This is a genomic window from Streptomyces sp. NPDC127097, from assembly GCF_042724075.1.
GTDB lineage: Bacteria > Actinomycetota > Actinomycetes > Streptomycetales > Streptomycetaceae > Streptomyces.
Map to the genome: position 1 here is coordinate 16487 of NZ_JBHXFI010000075.1, position 15796 is coordinate 32282.

Genomic DNA, 15796 nt, shown 5'->3' on the forward strand with positions numbered 1-15796 from the left:
AATTCCGTCACGAGCGAATAACATTTCCGCTCCGGTGGCGGCCGGACAGCGGAAACCCGGGCCGCCCGCAAGGAGGAGGACGGGGCGGCCCGGGTCGCGCTCAGCCGGTCAGTGGTTGTGGGCGCCGTTGCCCGAGAGGATCGGGATGTTGTCCAGGACGTGCGACAGCGGGTCGTCGCCCTTGGCCTGGGTGGAGTTTTCGGTGCACTGCTGGTTCTGCGACGACGACAGGAGGTTGATGTCCTGAAGTGCGATCGGAGCTGCCCCGGCGAGGAGCTGGAGCGGAACCTTACCGACGGCGATGCAGGGCTTGTTCAGCGAGCCCTGGATCAGGCCGATCTGCGGACTCATGTAGCCGTACGTGGTCGAGTTGCCGAAGTACTGCGCGGCGCCGTTACCGTTGACGGTGGACGTTCCGTGCTGGTTACCGATCGCCATCGCCTCGGGGGCGGCAGCGGCGGCGACGCCGACGATGGACGCAGCCGCGGCAGCGGTCGCCAGAGCCTTCTTGATCATTTTGGTCCTTCGTGTTTCGGGGTTCCATTGGACCGGGCGGTCTGCCCAACTCACAATGATGTTTTTGGTTGTTCTCATTCACTCAAACAGCTGCGTGCCCTGAACCGCGTTTTACCGATCAGCTTCCGATCGCACCCGGCATTCGGAATGAGAAATGATCGAGGTATATTGCCGCGCATGTCCGCGGCCTTCGCGACTACTTGAGCGGAAGCCCGCCGAGCAGCGAAGTCTTCTTCGTCGCCCCGGTGACACCACGGAGCAGCTTCTTCGCGTTGGTCGACCTGACCTTGCTCCCCGTGGCCTTGACCGTTTTGATCAGCGGCGTGAGCTGGTGGCCGTCCAGCTGTTTGTTGCTCAGCGCGTCGGTCAGCCCGCCATTGAGGCTCATGGACGGAGCATCGGGCCGTGCGGCGAAAGCGGGGGTGGCGGCGACCAGCGCCATGACGGAGCCGGCGACAACCGCGGCAGACTTTGCGTACTTCACTTCAACTGTCCCTTCTCGGCCGGTGCTTCAACGGTCCGGCGACATCAGTGCCGCGCGAGCAATCGATTCGCTGCTCTACTACCGCTTTCCGCGTGACTAAGGAGTGCCTCCGCCCGGAGAAACCCTGAAGTGGTGTTCTTCCCGGTCAATCCGCCCGAAAATTTGGCATGTTGTGCGTGTGCCCACCGGAGGCGAAGGGCGACCGGCCCCGGTTCGCAGTGGTCTGCGCACCGGGGCCGGGTCACATGGACACGGCTCGAATTTCTTCGAGTCAGTGGTTCAGGCAGGTGTTGCCGAACGCCGGGTTCAGCAGAGCGACGATGTTGATGGTGTTGCCGCACAGGTTGATCGGAATGTGGATCGGCACCTGGATGGCGTTTCCGGAGAGGACACCGGGGGAGTTCTTGGCACCGCCCGCGGCACCCGCGTCGGCGAACGCCGGCGCAGCCGAGCCCACCGCCATGAGGGTTCCGGCAGTGACTGCTGCGACCTTTGCGTACTTCACTTTCAGCCCTTCCTTGCAGCGGGTCCGTAGCGAACACGACCGTCGTGTCGCTCGGGCGTTGAGCTGCTCGCCCGTAACGCCGCTGACGATATTGGTAACGAGTTGTCCTCAGGGACGAAACTCTCGCCCGGAGGTTTTCGGAGGAATCGCCCGATGGAGTGCAAGACCGTTTCGGGAGATTGCCACCATGCATACGACGAGGAAAAAACACCGGAGTTCGAACGGACGAGGCACCCGCCGAATACGAATTCCTACCGATAGGGGGATCGAGAATTTCCGTCCCTACGGTTCTGACGGGGTGCCGCAGGCGCCGGACCGCTCTGGAAGCGCGAGCCGGCGATCCGGGCCTGCGGCCCATGGCCGGTTCAGTGGTTGCCGACGCCGTTCCCCGACAGGATCGGGATGCCGCTGAGGATGTGCGACAGCGGGTCGTCGCCCTTGGCCTGAGTCGAATTCTCGGTGCACTGCTGGTTCTGCGAGCTGGACAGCAGGTTGATGTCCTGCGCCGCGATCGGAATCGCCCCGGCGAAGACCTGGGCGTCCAGCTTGCCCAGGGCGAGGCAGGGCTTGTTCAGCGAGCCCTGGATGAGCTCCAGCTGCGGGCTCATGCTGCCGCTGGTCGTGGAGTTGCCGAACGCGCTCTTGGCTCCGTTGCCGTTGACGGTCGACGTACCGTGGTGGTCCCCGATCGCCATCGCCTGGGGAGCGGCCGTCGCCGTGATTCCTACGACGGACGCGGCTACGGCCGTCGTGGCCAGCACCTTCTTGATCACGATTTACCCTTCTCGAAGCGGAGTGCCCGTATCCGGAGCGCACTGGTCAACTCGCTTCTGGGGGCTCGGTTTCGCCGTTTCACCCGAATGCCACGAAACCATAGATACATATCACTGCGGACGGCCAACATTGCGGCCCGCAGCGGGTTTTGCACGGCAAAGGCCGGTACGAATTCGTCGTACCGGCCTTTGTCGTGGAGTGCGCCGGCGAAAGCGGCCGGGCCTCAAGAGCTATACGTTCATCAGACGTTGAGGCAGGTGTTGCCGAACGCCGGGTTCAGCAGGGCAACGATGTTGACGGTGTTGCCGCAGACGTTGACCGGCACATCGACCGGAACCTGGATGAGGTTGCCGGAGAGCACACCAGGGGAGTTCTGGGCAACTCCCGCCGCGCCGGCGCCGCCGTACGCACTGGCCGCACCGGCTCCGCCCACAACGGCGACGCCCGCGGCGGCGGTCAGGACGGCGGCCTTGGAAACAAACTTCACGGTGAACCTCTTCACATGGCAGCAAGCAGAAATCTGTACGCTCCGCTTAGAGCGACAAGCTGCTCAACTCATCAACCATGCCACAGGTAGCGGTTCAATCGGGTGAATGCGCGGGCGCAAGTCCTGGAGAAGCAGGCGGTATTGGCGAGGGGGATATTTCCCTGCCCGGGACGCATCCCAACAGGACGCCGGACAAAGCAGATTGTCGGCCGGATCGCGGTTTAAGGGCGGCATGGCGGTGGCTGGTGGGCCGGTAAACGCGTGGGCCGGTGAATGGGGCGGCGATTGCGGGTGGGCGGGAGCAGAGGGTGTCTGATCTCGTTTCTCGTTCTCGTTTCTCGTTCCGCGGTGTGGGGAGTGCGGGCGGTCCTTCGTGGTGGGGCGGGTCAGGCGGGTGGGGTCGTGGTTCCGTCCGTCGGAGTGGGCGGTGCGCGGCGGGTGCTGCCGTGGGGGCGTCCGTGCTGGTCAGGGCGATTGTCAGTGGGTGGTGGAAGACTCAAGGGCATGAGATGGGCGGTGGTGGAGACGGGTGACGGGGGTGCTCGTCTCTGCCCGCTCGGGGCGGACGGACGGGCCGCCGGGCCGGTGGTGCGGGAGCGTTCGCTCGCGGCGGCGGTGCGCTCGCGGCCCGAGGTCGAGCGGTGGGTGTGGCGGTCCACCGCGGAGATCTACCGGCGGCTGCTGGCGGCGGGGGTGCGGGTCGAGCGCTGCTATGACGTGGAGGCCGCGGAGGCGCTGCTGATCGGCCACGAGGAGGGCCAGTCGGGCCAGCCGCGTTCGCTGGCCGCCGCCTGGGCGCGGCTGCACGGCCTGCCCGTCCCCGAGGACGCGCCAGTGCGTACGGCCGAGACCCAGCCGTCGCTGTTCGAGCCGGGCCCGGTGCCGCTGCCGCCCGGGACGGACGAGCTGGCGGCCCTGCTGGAGGTCTACGCCGGCCATGTGGCGCGTACGGAGAAGGCCGAACATCCGGACCGGATGCGGCTGCTGCTGGCCTCGGAGTCGGCGGGCATGCTGGTCGCCACGGAGATGGGGCGGGCCGGGGTGCCCTGGCGGGCGGATGTGCACCGCGCGCTGCTCGACGGGCTGCTGGGCGGGCGCTATCCGGGCGGGCTGGAGCCGCGCCGGATGGCGGAGCTGGCCGATGAGGTGTCCCGGGCGTTCGGGACGGGAGCGCGGGTGCGCCCGGATCTGCCGAACGAGATCATCAAGGCTTTTGCCCGGGTGGGGATTTCCCTCACCTCGACCCGCAAGTGGGAGCTCCAGCAGATCGATCACCCTGCGGTGGCGCCGCTGCTGGAGTACAAGAAGCTCTACCGTCTGCACACCGCCCATGGGTGGGCCTGGCTCCAGCAGTGGGTGCACGACGGCCGGTTCCGGCCCGAGTATCTTCCCGGTGGCACGGTCTCCGGGCGCTGGACCGCCAACGGGGGCGGCGCGCTCCAGATCCCCAAGGTGATCCGGCAGGCGGTGCGCGCCGATCCAGGGTGGCGTCTCGTGGTGGCCGACGCCGACCAGATGGAGCCGCGGGTGCTGGCGGCCGTCTCGCGTGACCGAGGGCTGATGGAGGTGGCCGGCAGCGGCGAGGATCTGTACGCGGACCTGGCGGCCCGGGCGTTCGGCGGGGACCGGGCCCGGGCCAAGCTCGGGCTGTTGGGCGCCATTTACGGGCAGACGTCCGGCGACGCCCTCAAGCACATGGCCGATCTGCGCCGCCGCTATCCGGCCGCGGTGGCGTATGTGGACGAGGCGGCGCGCGCGGGCGAGGAGGGCCGGCTGGTGCGCACCTGGATGGGACGCACCTGCCCGCCCGCATCCATGGTGCCGCCCGACGAGGCGGGTCTGCCCCAGGAGGAGCCCGCGGGATACGGGGGCAGTTCGGCGGCCGCCCGGGCCCGTGGCCGGTTCACCCGCAACTTCGTCGTACAGGGCAGCGCCGCCGACTGGGCGTTGCTGATGCTGGCCGCGCTGCGGCACTCGCTGTGGGAGGGCGGGCTCCGCGCCGAGCTGGTCTTCTTCCAGCACGACGAGGTGATCGTGCACTGCCCGGCGGACGAGGCGGCGGCGGTGTCCGGGGCGATCTCGGCGGCGGCGGATACGGCGGGGCGGATCGCGTTCGGGGAGATTCCGGTCCGCTTCCCGTTCACCACGGCGGTGGTGGAGTGCTATGCGGAGGCGAAGTGAGGCGGGGCGGGCGGTGCGCGGCGTGCCGGGAAGGCACCGGCGGGGCGGGGGCGGGGCGTGCAGAGTGAAGATCGCGAGCAGAAGGCCGTTGTCCGTCCGTCCCGAACGAGGAGTGCCCGTATGAGCGCCCAGCCCGAGAGGCCGCCCCGGACCACGATGCAGGACCCGGCCGCGATGCGGGTGCATCCCGAACTCCGCGCGGCCTTTGAGTCGTTGCCGCGGTTCTCCGATCCGTACGAGGACATCGAGGGCACCCGCGCGGGATTCCACGCGATGCTGGCCGCCGTTCCGGCCGACCGTACGGGCGTGGACAGCGAGCGGTTCGAGATCCCGCGGGCGGACGGCAGTGCGCTGACGGTCGAGGTCTACCGGCCGGAGGGCGGGGCGGGCAGCGGCGGGGGCGAGGGCGCCGCACCGGGACCAGACGCGCGGACGGCCGCCCACGGTGCCGGCGGCGCCTTGCCCGCCGTACTGCACTTCCACGGTGGCGGGTTCGCCCTCGGCCGGTCGCTGCCGGGGCAGGACCGCGCGGCGATCGCGCTCTGTCGTGAGCTGCCCGCGGTCGTCATCACCGTCGAATACCGTCTCGCCCCGGAGCACCGCTATCCGGCCGGGGTGGAGGACTGCTACCTCGCCCTGGAGTGGGCGGCGGAGCAAGCCGGTGGGCTGGGCATCGATCCCGCGCGGATCGCCCTCGCCGGCAAGTCCGCGGGCGGCGGGCTCAGCGCCGCGGTCGCCCTGATGGCCCGGGACCGTGGCGGCCCGGCGATCGTCCACCAGTCGCTGTGCGTCCCGGATCTGGACGACCGGGTCGGGGCGGAGGAGGGGGCGGACGGCGAGGGGGCGGACGTCGGAGGGGCGGACGTCGGAGGGGCGGACGTTGGAGGGGCGGACGTTGAAGGCGCGGACGTTGAAGGGGCGGATGCCGAGCGGGCGGACGCTGGAGGGGAGTTGGGGGCGCGGGTGACCACCGGGCGGAGCGTCCAGAGATCGTGGAAGCACTATCTGCCGGAGGGGACGGCCGCGGCGGAGGCGTATGCCGCGGCGGCCCGCGCCACCGATCTGGCGGGGCTGCCGCCGGCCTATGTGCTGGTCTGTGACCTCGATCCGATGCGTGATGCGGGGCTGGCGTATGCCCGGCGGCTGATGGACGCCGGGGTTCCGGTCACCGTCCGCAATGTGCCCGGTGCCTGGCACGGCTTCGAGCTGTTCGCGCCGGAGACGCGGGTGGCGAAGGAGATGACGGCGCACTGGACGGGGCAGTTGAGGGCGGCGCTGTATCCGGTGGCGGGCTGAACGCCCGATCCGGTGGGGGCTGAACGCCGTATCCGGTGGGCTTAACCGGGCGCCGGGCGCCGGGCCCCGTCCCGCGCGGAGGGCCCGGGCTCAGTCCGCGGTGCCCGTCGGCTCGGGGCTGAGCGACTCGGGGCTCGGTGACTCGGTGCCCGTCGGCTCGGGGCCCGTCGGCTCGGGGCCCGGGTGCTCGACGGTGGAGATCAGGCCACGGGTGATCCGCGTCATCGCCGCGACCAGCAGCTCGCGTGGCTGCTCGGGGCGCTCCAGCCACCACAGGGCGAGCCCGTAGAGCGCGCTGCGGATCGCCTCGCCGAGTGGCTCCAGCTCGGCCTCGGGGAGGCCGGGCACGAACTCGCGGAGCAGCGCGATGTCCGTCTCGCGCTGCCGGCGCTGGAGTTCATGGTGGAAGGCCGCCACCTCGGCGTCCCCGGTGGTGTCGCGGAACATCATCCGCCAGGTGTACGGGTGGCTCTCCACATACCCGAACCAGGCGTCGTACATCGCCGTCATCCGCGTGTCCAGATCGCCCGCGCCGTGCAGGAGTTCGCGGACCGGGGCGGTGGCCAGCTCGTCGCGGTGCCGCTCCAGCAGGGCGAGGTGCAGCTCGCGCTTGGAGTCGAAGTGGCGGTAGAGCATCGGCTTGCTCAGGCCCGCCTCGGCGGCGATCTCCCCGATGGTCGTGCCCGCGAAGCCGCGCTCGGCGAACAGCCGGGCCGCGGTGTCCTCGATACGGGTCCGGGCCTCGGCGCGCGCGGCGCGGTTCCGGTCGATCTCGCTCATGGGGTCCCCTCCCTGCGATCTGGCTCATTTTCGATGGTGCATTCGGCTCGCCATGGCCGTTGCGATGAAGGATACTGGGTCGTGTACCACTTGGTATACGCAGTAGTAAGTTCGCGATGCGGGGGCTCGTCATGATCGTTTCCGTACACTTCGCCGACATCGGCGTCCGCGCCGTGCGCAGCGTGCTCCGTGAGCGCCCACGGCCGGGCGAGACCCCCGGCCTCCGGTATGCCGAGACGACGCTGACGGGTGCCATCGCGGGCGGCCCGCCCAAGGTGCGTCCCGGCCGCGCCGCGCTGCTCGCCGCGTGGGAGGACGATGCCGCGCTCGACCACTTCCTCGCCGAGGCACCGCTGGCGCGGCGGCTGGCCGGGGGGTGGCATGTGCGGTTGCAGCCGCTGCGGTTCTCCGGTTCCTGGGGCCCGATGCCGGTCGAGGTCGAGCCCGGCATCGCGCGCGACGAGGAGGACGGGCCGGTCGCCGTGCTCACCCTCGGGCAGCTGCGGCTGCGCCGCGCACTGCCGTTCCTGCGCGCCAATTCCCGGGCCGCCGGCCGGGCCGCCGACGACCCCGCGATGACCGCTTCGGTCGCCCTGGCCCGACCGCCCCGCTTCGTCGGCACGTTCTCCCTGTGGCAGAGCACCTCGGCGATGCAGCGGTACGCCTACGGATCCGCGCAGCCCGAGCACAAGAACGTGATCACGGATCACCAGGCGAAGCCGTTCCACCATGAGGCCGGGTTCCTGCGGTGCCGCCCCTACGGTGCCCAGGGCACGCTCGACGGCCAGGAGCCGGTGTCGGCGGCCACCATGGCCCCGCGCATACCTTGAGCCGCGCTCGGGGGGCGGATGGGTCCTACGGGGTGTGCCTGTGGGCGTCGGTGGGCGCGGGGCGCGGGCGTGTGCTCGGGGGCGGGCGGGTACTACGGGGGGCTGTGGGCGCCGGTGGGATCGAGGCGCGGGGTGGGCGTGGTGGGGGCGTGCCCCGGCCTGGGCCGGTCGGGCGAGGTGGGCCGGGCCACGCCGTGCCGGGCTGGGTTGGGCCGGGCTGGGCTGGGCCGGCCGGGCCGCGTCGTGCCGGGCCGTTTGTGGTCGTGGCATGCCGGGTCGGGCCAAGCCGTCTGTGGGTGTGCCGGCTGGGCATGTCGTCGCACACGCCGATCCGCCGGGCAGAACCTAAACTCGCCGGGAGGTGGCGTAGCCGGTCGGCGGTCGGCGGTCGGCGGTCGGCGGTCGGCGGTCGGCGAGGTGATCTTGGCGCCGGACGGGGTCGCGAGGGGCCGTGGCCGTGCGGGTGCTCGTTCTCTCGGAGCAGGGCTTCCCCGGGAGGAGCGGGACGCGCTTCAATCCCTGGACGGGCGAGAAGAGTTGGCGGCGGAGGGAGTCGGCCGGATGAGTGCCGGGACCGGAACGAGCGCTGGGTCGGAGCGGCCTGCCGAGCATGGCGCGGGTGCGGAAGCAGGCGCGGGTGCGGGTGCGGAAGCAGGCGCGGACGCGGGGGGAGGGTCGGGCGTGGAGGCACGTACGGTCACCGGCAGGGCGGCGAAGGCAGGGACGGGTCCGGAGGCAGGCACGGACGCGGGCGCCGGCGCGGCCGTCGGCTCAGGCATCGGTGCCGAAGCAGGCACCGGTGCCCGCGCAGGGACGCACGCCGACGCACGGCCGGACGTGTGCGGCCGTGAGCTGGAGCGGGTCAACCCGCCGCATCTCGCGCCGCCGACCGGGTTCAGTCATGGGGTGCGGGCGGCGTCGGGCACGATGGTTTTCCTGGCCGGTCAGACCGCTCTGGATGGGGCGGGGCGGATCGTTGGCGACGGCATCGTGGAGCAGTTCGAGCGGGCGCTGGGGAATCTGCTGGATGTCGCGGCGGCGTCCGGGGCCGGGCCGGGCGACCTTGCCAAGCTCACCGTCTTCGCCGTCGATGTCGCGGACTACCGGCGGCATGCCCGGGAGATCGGCCGGGTGTGGAAGCGGCTGGTCGGCGGCGAGTACCCGGCGATGGCCGTGATCGGTGCGACCCGGCTGTGGGACGAGACCGCGCTGGTCGAGATCGAAGGTATCGCCGTCGTCCGCTGAGGGCTGGGTCCCGCCCCGCTATCCCTGTAGCTCCGGGCCAGACGGGGCGGATCCGAGCCGGGCCGGGCGACCCCAAGGCAGGCTGGGCGACTTCGAGTCCGGCCACGCCGCCCCCACCCCAGCCAGGCCGGGCGGCCACGAGCCGGGAGAGCGGATCCGAGCCGGGCTGAGCAAGCCCCGGTCCGACCGAGCAACCCCAAGCCCAGCCAAGCGACCCCCAGCCAGGCCGGGCGACCCCCAGCCCGACCGAACGCCCCCCAACCAGACCGGGCAGCCACGCCCCGGCCCAAGCGTCGCCTCCCCCCCGCACACACCAGAGGCGCCCGCCCCGCCGTTGTTCCGGTGGGATGGGCGCCCCTGGCGCTGTTCGTGGACGTACGCCTCGTTCCGGCGCGATGACGCGTCAGCCCGTGTGGTGTGGGTGGTGGGCGGTCAGTGGCGGCTGCGGGCCATTCCCACGGGGTCCTTCTTGAAGGCCCAGGTCATCTTGGGCTCCATGGCCCAGCGGAAGGCGCGCTGGACGGGGGGTGTGCACAGGACCGTGACGACGGTGCCGGCGATCAGCGTCAGCACGATCGCGCCCCACGGGGTGTGCATCCACGGGTTGTCGTACCAGTCCCAGAAGCGCGAGCCCTTGGCGAGGAAGCCGTGCAGGAGGTAGCCGTAGAGGGTGCCTGCCCCCAGCGCCGTGCACCACATGGTGCGGCCCGGGATCCAGGCGAAGAAGCAGGCCACCAGCACGAGGGAACAGCCGAACATCGCCAGGGTCATCACCGCACCGCTCCACCACGGGGCGGCGAGTTCCTGGGCGGCGTCGCGGTGGTAGAACCACGCGGCGTTCATCCGCGGGGCCGCCCAGTACGCGAAGACCAGCGCGGCCGCGAAGACCGGTACGGCCAGGATGCGCGCCTTCTTGCGGCGTACGAGCTTGAAGTGCTCCGGCCGCAGCGACAGCCCGATCACGAAGAACGGCAGGAACTGAAGCACCCGTTGGAGGTCCATGTCGTCGCCGATGTCCGGGGACACCGATGCGAGCACGGCGATCGTCAGCGCCAGCGGGACCGGCCAGCGCACGATCTTCCACAGCGGGGTGGTCAGCCGCCAGACGAACAGTGCCAGCAGGAACCAGGTCAGATACCAGGGGTCCGTCAGGCTTATCGGGTAACCCGGATCGTCGTCCGCCCACTTCTTGAAGAGCGTGTAGGCGACTTCGAAGAGGATGTACGGCACGGCGACGCCGGTAATGAGCCGCTGTAGCCGGTCCTTGCGCATATCGAAACTGCGCGAGAAATAGCCGGAGATGATGATGAACGCCGGCATGTGGAAGGCGTAGACGGTGATGTAGAGCGCCGCCGCGGAGCGGCTGCCGTCGCGCAGCGGCTCCCAGGAGTGCCCCATCGCCACCAGCACGATGGCCAGATACTTCGCATTGTCGAAGAAGGCATCGCGCGGCTTCGCCTTCGCGTCGGCCTTCGCGTCGGCCTTCGCATCGGTCGTCGCACGGTCCCTGCCCCGGCCCTTGGCATGGGCTCTGGGCTTGGCGTGCGCGCTGCCGCCCGCGGTCGGCCGGCCGGCCGGCGCCGTAGCGGAGGCGGCCCGTGCCGGTGCCATCGTCGCCGTGGCGGTGGCTCCGCCGGTCTCCGCCGGCGCCGGTGTGCCCGTCCGGTTCAGCGTGTCGTGCGACATCTGCCGCGGCGGGGGAAGCGGCACCCGCCGTTCACCGTACGCCGGAAATTCGTTGTTCAAGGAGCCTCCCGAAAGGATCCCAGGGGAGGAGCTGAAGCCTGGCCCGCGCCGGGCCGCAAATCGGAACCCAAAAGCCAAATCCTGCGTCTTAGTTCTTTTACGGGGAGTGTGGCGGCGTCGAACATCTCAGGCACCTTAGCCTCGCGGCGGGAATCACGTAAATCCCTGCCTGCCGCTGCCACACGCGGCGCATCCGCCCTCCACAGCTCCTTCACGCACCGCGGGCGGCAGGGCTCGGCCGCGGCACGGCCCGGCACCCTCGGAGATCTGGACAATGCCGCCTTAATCTCCGGCCGTTGCCGCTATTCAATAACACCTTCGACCCCTCTGGCCCGCACGGAGCGGGCGGTCGTGTTCTTCGCCACGTCCCACGCATAGACCTCCAACGTCCGGCCGTGCGGCCCGCGGAGCCGGTGCACGGCCGCCAGCCAGCGTGAACTGAGCGCGGAAACCCGGGGGTTGATCTGGTCGGCGAACCGCGCATAGCCCGCCAGTTTCCGCACATCGGGCGCGCCGAGAATACCCGTACGCACCTGCGGCGCCAGCTCATGGACGGTTTTTACGCACATCACACAGAAGCTCTGGACCACCAGCCGGCTCCGGACATGGGTCTGATCCAGCCACCCCCGTGACCGTAGTTCACGAAGGACCTGGGCCTCGATTCCGGGATACTTCTCGGGGGCCTTGATCTCCAGCAAAAGGCGCTGCCCGTTATGGTCCAAACGGCGCAAGTAGTCGGCGAGCGTGGGCACCCGCTCCCCCTTGAACCGCTTGCCGAACCAGCTGCCGGCGTCCAGCCGCGCGATCTCGGCGGCGGTGAAATCCCCCACCCGCCACGGCGCCCGGCCGGGAAACACCCGGGCGGCGTCCGTCGTCCGCCGCAGGGTGGTGTCGTGCAGCACCACCAGCCGGCCGTCCTTGCTCCGCTGTACATCGTTCTCGACCCAGAGGAACCCACGGCGGTGGGCGGCGTCGACGGCGGCGAGGGTGTTCTCGGGGGCGTAACGGGAGGCGCCGCGGTGGGCGATGACCCGGGTCGCCGCGGTGCCGGGGCCGGCCCGGGTCCCGCGGCTCGCGAATAAATCGGCGAACGCGGCCGGCCCGAACGCCATCGCGGAGGACGACACCGCGGCCGTGAGCAGGTAGGCGGCGCCGGCAGCGGGGATCCGCAGTGATCTCCGAAGCATGCGGCAGCCTCCTGGTCCGCTCGCCCGACGGCGCCCGCCGCGTCAGGCATGCCCCCGCAAGGCCCTTCCTCCCGTTCAGGAATGCCGCTGTCTCCTCCTCAACATGCCCGCATCCCGCGCCACCCGCCACGCGAGCGACCGCCGGGCGGGGCCCGCGCACCCGCCCCGGCAGTCGACTTTTCGCAGGTCAGGGTGGGTGGGATCGGATGTGGAGCGGGTGGATGGCGGTTCCCCGGGCGGCCCTCCATCCGTGCGTCGGCGGCTTCCGGGGCGGCTCCCATGGGGGCCTCTCGGGCGGCCCGCTTCATGTGGCGGCGACTCCCTGGGCGGCGCTCACGGGGCCTCTCGGGCAGCCCTCGCGCGAGCGGCGGTCCCCGCCGGGCCAAGCCGCTCCGCACGGGCGACGATCCCCGCCGGGCCAGCCCCCCTCCGCGCACGCAACGCCCCCCACCGAGCCAAGCCCCCTCCACCCACGCAACACCCCCACCCAGCCAAGCCCCCTCCCCCGCCCCGCCCGTACGGCAGAATTCCTGCCCGTGACGATTCGCTTATTGATCGCCGATGACCAGGAGATGGTCCGCCGGGGGATACGCCGCATCGTGGAGAGCCAGCCCGATATGGAAGTGGTCGGCGAGGCGGCGAACGGGCTGGACGCCGTGGCGATGGGGCGCGCGCTGAAGCCGGATGTGGCGCTGGTGGACATCCGGATGCCGCGGATGAACGGCCTGGAGGTGACCCGCCGGCTGGCCGGTCCCGCGCTGGCCGACCCGGTCCGGATCGTCGTCGTGACCACCTTCGACCTCGATGAATACGTCTATCCCGCGCTGCGCTTCGGCGCCTCGGGGTTTCTGCTCAAGCGCTCGGGGCCGGCGCTGCTGATCGAGGCGGTGCGGGCGGCGATGGCCGGCGACAGTCTGATCAGCCCGTCGATCACCGTCCGGCTGCTGGAGCATGTCACCGGCCCCGCGGCCGGCCGCCGCCCCCGCCGTCGCGATGCGGTGCTGACCGGGCGGGAGGCGGAGATCGCCGGAAAGGTCGCCGAGGGCAAGACCAACGCCGATATCGCCCGGGAGCTGTTCATCTCCGCGGGCACCGTGAAGACCCATGTGGCGAGCATCCAGCGCAAGCTCCAGGTCCGTAACCGGGTCGGAGTGGCCGTGCGGGCCTGGGAGTTGGGCTACGCGACGGGGCGGACACCGGGGTGAGGGGCGGGCGGGGACGGCAAGCGGCCGGGCCCGGGGTGCCGTCGGGCGCCGCGGGTGGCCTCGCCGCCATGACGGGCGGGGCTCCGGCGCGGCGTGGACGGCGCAGGGCGTGGAGCGGTGCGGCCGCGGCGGCGATGCTGCTGCCCGCCCTCGTCTCGCCCCCCGGCGCCTGGCTTCCGGCGGTCATGGCGGCGCTGGCGCTGGGTGTGGCGACAGCGGTGTGGCCGGTGGGCCGGGTCTCGCTCGCGCGGGCGGCATCCGGGCTGGCGGTGCTCTCCCTCGCCGCGGACACCGTCTCGTTCGGGAAGGCCGGCCCGGCCCTGCTCTGGCTTCCGTTCGAGACGGTCGCGCTGCTCGTCCTGCTGGAGCGGGCGGTACGCCATGTGCCGGGCCCCCGGGCGGGCCTCGTCGGCGGGCTGACCGGCGCCGCCGTGGTGCTGCTGCCGCTGCGCTTCACCCTGCACGCGCCGCAGACCGGGCTCAAGGAGTCGGTCTTCCTGGCCGCGCTGGCCTTCGTCCCGGCCGCCGGGGCGACGGGCGTCGGGCTGTATCTGCGCTCGCTGGACCGGCGGCGGGCCGATGCCGTGGCGCTGGCCCGCCGTGAGCAGCGGCTCGAAGTCGCCCGCGATCTGCATGACTTCGTGGCCCATGAGGTGACCGGGATCGTGCTGGAGGCCCAGGCGGCCCAGCTGGGCGAGGACGGCGGTCTCCCGGAGCACCGCGCGCTGCTGCACCGCATCGAGCAGGCCGGGCTGCGGGCGCTGGACTCCATGGACCGGACGGTGGCGACGCTCCGCGCGGCGGAGGGCCGTGCGGAGGAGCCGCCGCCCACCCGGCCGCACGGGCTGGCCGAGCTGCCTGAACTCCTGGACCGTTTCGGCGCGATGGCGGCGGCCGAGGTGACGCTGTCCCTGGAGGACGGGGTCGCCGGGGCGCTCTCACGGGAGGCCGAGGACACCGCGTACCGGGTGGTGCTGGAGGCGCTGACGAACGTACGGCGGCATGCGCCGCGGGCCGGGCGGGTCGAGGTGTGTGCCGTCCGGAGCGCCGACGGGGCGGTGGAGGTCTCGGTCACGGACGGCGGGCCCGCCGGCCCCCTCCCCCGGGCTCGGCGGGAGCCGGGCCGGCGCCCGGGCGGCGGTACCGGTCTGGCGGCCCTGGCCGAGCGGGCCGGTGCCGTCGGGGGCGCCCTGGAGGCGGGCCCGTACGGGCAGGGGTGGCGGGTCAGCTGCCGGCTGCCGGTGTCCGCCGTGCGCTGACCCTCATATCGCCGTCTCTGAAGCCCAGTTCACCGTCCAGTGCCCAGGGGCCGCACCGTGAACCGGGGCGGCACGGCGAACGAACCGCCGGTTGCCGCAGGACCAACGCCCTGACCTGGCCTTTCCCTTGGGCCGACGGCTCAACTGGGGCCGCTCTCCCGTGTGTAGATCAGGTAACAGCGGTCGATGGGCGGCTGTTACACGGCTGACAGGCCACCGAGAAACGTCGCTCCTAGCTTCATTCGTGCCCCAATGATCAACACGATGGAGCGAGAGCTATGAAGCGCACGAGCACCCCCCGGCGTCACCGGACGGCCTTCGCCGCGGCACTGGCCTGTGTCGCCGCCCTCGGTACGGTCGCCACCGCCACCGGCGCGCAGGCCGCCGCGCCGCAGCACACCGCGAAGGCCGACACCCCCTACGTCATCAACCACTACGGCGAGGAGAACGCCGACAAGGGCAAGGCCGAGCGCAGCCCGCGAACCTGGTGCTCTCCGAGTTCACCTCGGCCCAGGCACTCCACTGGAAGCAGTGGGACGCCAAGAAGGCCGTCGCCACCGGCAAGGTCACCGGCGCCTGGTGCCTGGACACCTGCCTGGACAAGCCGCTGAAGGCGACCATCACGCTCTCCGACCCCAAGTCCGTGCACGGCAAGAAGGTGTACTCCGCCTTCACCATCAAGCTGGCCGGCGGCAACGGTGCGTACGATTCCGAGGACCTCAAGGGCAAGCACGCGCTCGCCACCAGCTGACGCAGAAGGCTCCCGATGAACAAGCCCACGGCCCTGGTCACCCTGTGCGCACTGGTGCTGGCGGCCGTGGGCCTCTCGGGGTGCGGCGATCCCGGAGAGCCGCGGGTGGCGGGCCCCGCCCCCAGCCCCGCGCCGGCCCGGGGCCCGGTCTATGTCTCCGACACCATGGGCCATCCGCTGACCCGCCCCACGGGTTTCGGCCTCACCGAGTTCTCCTCGGTCTCCCGGCTGAGCTGGCGCTCCTGGGGAGCGCCGAAGGCCGTGGCCACCGGCCGGCTGCGCGGTATGTGGTGCCTTCCGCACTGCCCCCGCAACGGCTATCCGGCCACCATCGAACTCAGCCGCCTCCAGCGTCGTGAGAACGTCTCGTACTACACCTTCGCCACCGTGCGGTCCGCCCATCTTCCGCCTCGTGACACGGATGACCTCAGCGCGGTGCGACTGCCCCTCCCCGAGCCCTAGGGGGTGTCCGCAAAGTCATGGGAGCCAGAGTTGTAGGCAGGCGAGGGTGACCATGGCCTGGTAGTGGGTGGCTCGTTTGTCGTAGCGG

At 71.2% G+C, this 15796-nt stretch carries 16 protein-coding genes; 8 read left to right on the forward strand and 8 right to left on the reverse strand.

Going from position 1 to position 15796, the window contains the following annotated elements; translation table 11 throughout:
• Positions 1 to 108 precede the first annotated feature (108 nt).
• The 5 genes from ACFWJW_RS34280 to ACFWJW_RS34300 form a co-directional block, all read right to left on the reverse strand.
• Positions 109 to 516: a rodlin gene (locus ACFWJW_RS34280; protein WP_387248555.1), complete on the reverse strand. Its 408-nt coding sequence runs from the start codon at positions 514 to 516 to the stop codon at positions 109 to 111.
• 196 nt (positions 517 to 712) lie between these two features.
• Positions 713 to 1000: a hypothetical protein gene (locus tag ACFWJW_RS34285; RefSeq protein WP_387248557.1), complete on the reverse strand. Its 288-nt coding sequence runs from the start codon at positions 998 to 1000 to the stop codon at positions 713 to 715.
• 271 nt (positions 1001 to 1271) lie between these two features.
• A complete protein-coding gene (locus tag ACFWJW_RS34290) occupies positions 1272 to 1505 on the reverse strand; it encodes a chaplin (protein ID WP_026169719.1) in 234 nt (77 codons plus the stop codon).
• A gap of 365 nt (positions 1506 to 1870) precedes the next feature.
• Positions 1871 to 2278 carry a rodlin gene (locus ACFWJW_RS34295; protein WP_387248559.1) on the reverse strand — a complete coding sequence of 136 codons (408 nt, stop codon included), beginning with the start codon at positions 2276 to 2278 and terminating at the stop codon, positions 1871 to 1873.
• Positions 2279 to 2520: 242 nt separating this feature from the next.
• Positions 2521 to 2766 carry a chaplin gene (locus tag ACFWJW_RS34300; protein WP_387248561.1) on the reverse strand — a complete coding sequence of 82 codons (246 nt, stop codon included), beginning with the start codon at positions 2764 to 2766 and terminating at the stop codon, positions 2521 to 2523.
• Between the two features lie 504 nt (positions 2767 to 3270).
• Between ACFWJW_RS34300 and ACFWJW_RS34305 the strand changes: the two genes are divergently transcribed.
• Positions 3271 to 4947, forward strand: coding sequence for a bifunctional 3'-5' exonuclease/DNA polymerase (locus ACFWJW_RS34305; protein ID WP_387248563.1), 1677 nt, complete (start codon positions 3271 to 3273; stop codon positions 4945 to 4947).
• 120 nt (positions 4948 to 5067) lie between these two features.
• Complete coding sequence (locus ACFWJW_RS34310; protein WP_387248565.1) at positions 5068 to 6243, forward strand: alpha/beta hydrolase fold domain-containing protein; 1176 nt, start codon at positions 5068 to 5070, stop codon at positions 6241 to 6243.
• 90 nt (positions 6244 to 6333) lie between these two features.
• On the opposite strand, the gene ACFWJW_RS34315 is transcribed toward ACFWJW_RS34310, so the two are convergent.
• The gene (locus ACFWJW_RS34315; protein WP_387248567.1) at positions 6334 to 7023 is read right to left on the reverse strand and encodes a TetR/AcrR family transcriptional regulator; all 690 of its coding nucleotides are present in this window, start codon (positions 7021 to 7023) and stop codon (positions 6334 to 6336) included.
• Between the two features lie 131 nt (positions 7024 to 7154).
• On the opposite strand from ACFWJW_RS34315, the gene ACFWJW_RS34320 reads away from it, so the two are divergent.
• Complete coding sequence (locus ACFWJW_RS34320) at positions 7155 to 7853, forward strand: spheroidene monooxygenase (RefSeq protein WP_387248569.1); 699 nt, start codon at positions 7155 to 7157, stop codon at positions 7851 to 7853.
• Between the two features lie 837 nt (positions 7854 to 8690).
• On the forward strand, positions 8691 to 9098 hold the full coding sequence (locus tag ACFWJW_RS34325; RefSeq protein ID WP_387248581.1) for a RidA family protein: 408 nt from the start codon (positions 8691 to 8693) through the stop codon (positions 9096 to 9098).
• A gap of 432 nt (positions 9099 to 9530) precedes the next feature.
• On the opposite strand, the gene ACFWJW_RS34330 is transcribed toward ACFWJW_RS34325, so the two are convergent.
• Together ACFWJW_RS34330 and ACFWJW_RS34335 are read right to left on the reverse strand one after the other, a co-directional pair.
• A complete protein-coding gene (locus ACFWJW_RS34330) occupies positions 9531 to 10709 on the reverse strand; it encodes an acyltransferase family protein (protein WP_387248582.1) in 1179 nt (392 codons plus the stop codon).
• 437 nt (positions 10710 to 11146) lie between these two features.
• On the reverse strand, positions 11147 to 12031 hold the full coding sequence (locus ACFWJW_RS34335; protein ID WP_387248571.1) for a glycerophosphodiester phosphodiesterase: 885 nt from the start codon (positions 12029 to 12031) through the stop codon (positions 11147 to 11149).
• 536 nt (positions 12032 to 12567) lie between these two features.
• Here ACFWJW_RS34335 and ACFWJW_RS34340 point away from each other — a divergent pair.
• From ACFWJW_RS34340 to ACFWJW_RS34355, 4 genes are all read left to right on the forward strand, one after another.
• Positions 12568 to 13236, forward strand: a complete 669-nt coding sequence (locus ACFWJW_RS34340) for a response regulator (protein ID WP_387248573.1) — start codon at positions 12568 to 12570, stop codon at positions 13234 to 13236.
• Positions 13237 to 13304: 68 nt separating this feature from the next.
• Positions 13305 to 14495, forward strand: a complete 1191-nt coding sequence (locus ACFWJW_RS34345) for a sensor histidine kinase (protein ID WP_387248575.1) — start codon at positions 13305 to 13307, stop codon at positions 14493 to 14495.
• A 487-nt stretch (positions 14496 to 14982) separates the two neighbouring features.
• Positions 14983 to 15246, forward strand: coding sequence for a hypothetical protein (locus tag ACFWJW_RS34350; RefSeq protein WP_387248577.1), 264 nt, complete (start codon positions 14983 to 14985; stop codon positions 15244 to 15246).
• Between the two features lie 15 nt (positions 15247 to 15261).
• Positions 15262 to 15708: a hypothetical protein gene (locus ACFWJW_RS34355; protein WP_387248579.1), complete on the forward strand. Its 447-nt coding sequence runs from the start codon at positions 15262 to 15264 to the stop codon at positions 15706 to 15708.
• Positions 15709 to 15796 lie beyond the last annotated feature (88 nt).

Excerpts from the sequence above, each read along its gene's own strand:
- ACFWJW_RS34320 (WP_387248569.1), top strand. The coding sequence starts at position 7,155 with ATGATCGTTTCCGTACACTTCGCCGACATCGGCGTCCGCGCCGTGCGC.
- ACFWJW_RS34310 (WP_387248565.1), top strand. The coding sequence starts at position 5,068 with ATGAGCGCCCAGCCCGAGAGGCCGCCCCGGACCACGATGCAGGACCCG.
- ACFWJW_RS34315 (WP_387248567.1), bottom strand. The coding sequence starts at position 7,023 with ATGAGCGAGATCGACCGGAACCGCGCCGCGCGCGCCGAGGCCCGGACC.
- ACFWJW_RS34345 (WP_387248575.1), top strand. The coding sequence starts at position 13,305 with ATGACGGGCGGGGCTCCGGCGCGGCGTGGACGGCGCAGGGCGTGGAGC.
- ACFWJW_RS34280 (WP_387248555.1), bottom strand. The coding sequence starts at position 516 with ATGATCAAGAAGGCTCTGGCGACCGCTGCCGCGGCTGCGTCCATCGTC.
- ACFWJW_RS34330 (WP_387248582.1), bottom strand. The coding sequence starts at position 10,709 with ATGGCACCGGCACGGGCCGCCTCCGCTACGGCGCCGGCCGGCCGGCCG.
- ACFWJW_RS34355 (WP_387248579.1), top strand. The coding sequence starts at position 15,262 with ATGAACAAGCCCACGGCCCTGGTCACCCTGTGCGCACTGGTGCTGGCG.
- ACFWJW_RS34305 (WP_387248563.1), top strand. The coding sequence starts at position 3,271 with ATGAGATGGGCGGTGGTGGAGACGGGTGACGGGGGTGCTCGTCTCTGC.
- ACFWJW_RS34335 (WP_387248571.1), bottom strand. The coding sequence starts at position 12,031 with ATGCTTCGGAGATCACTGCGGATCCCCGCTGCCGGCGCCGCCTACCTG.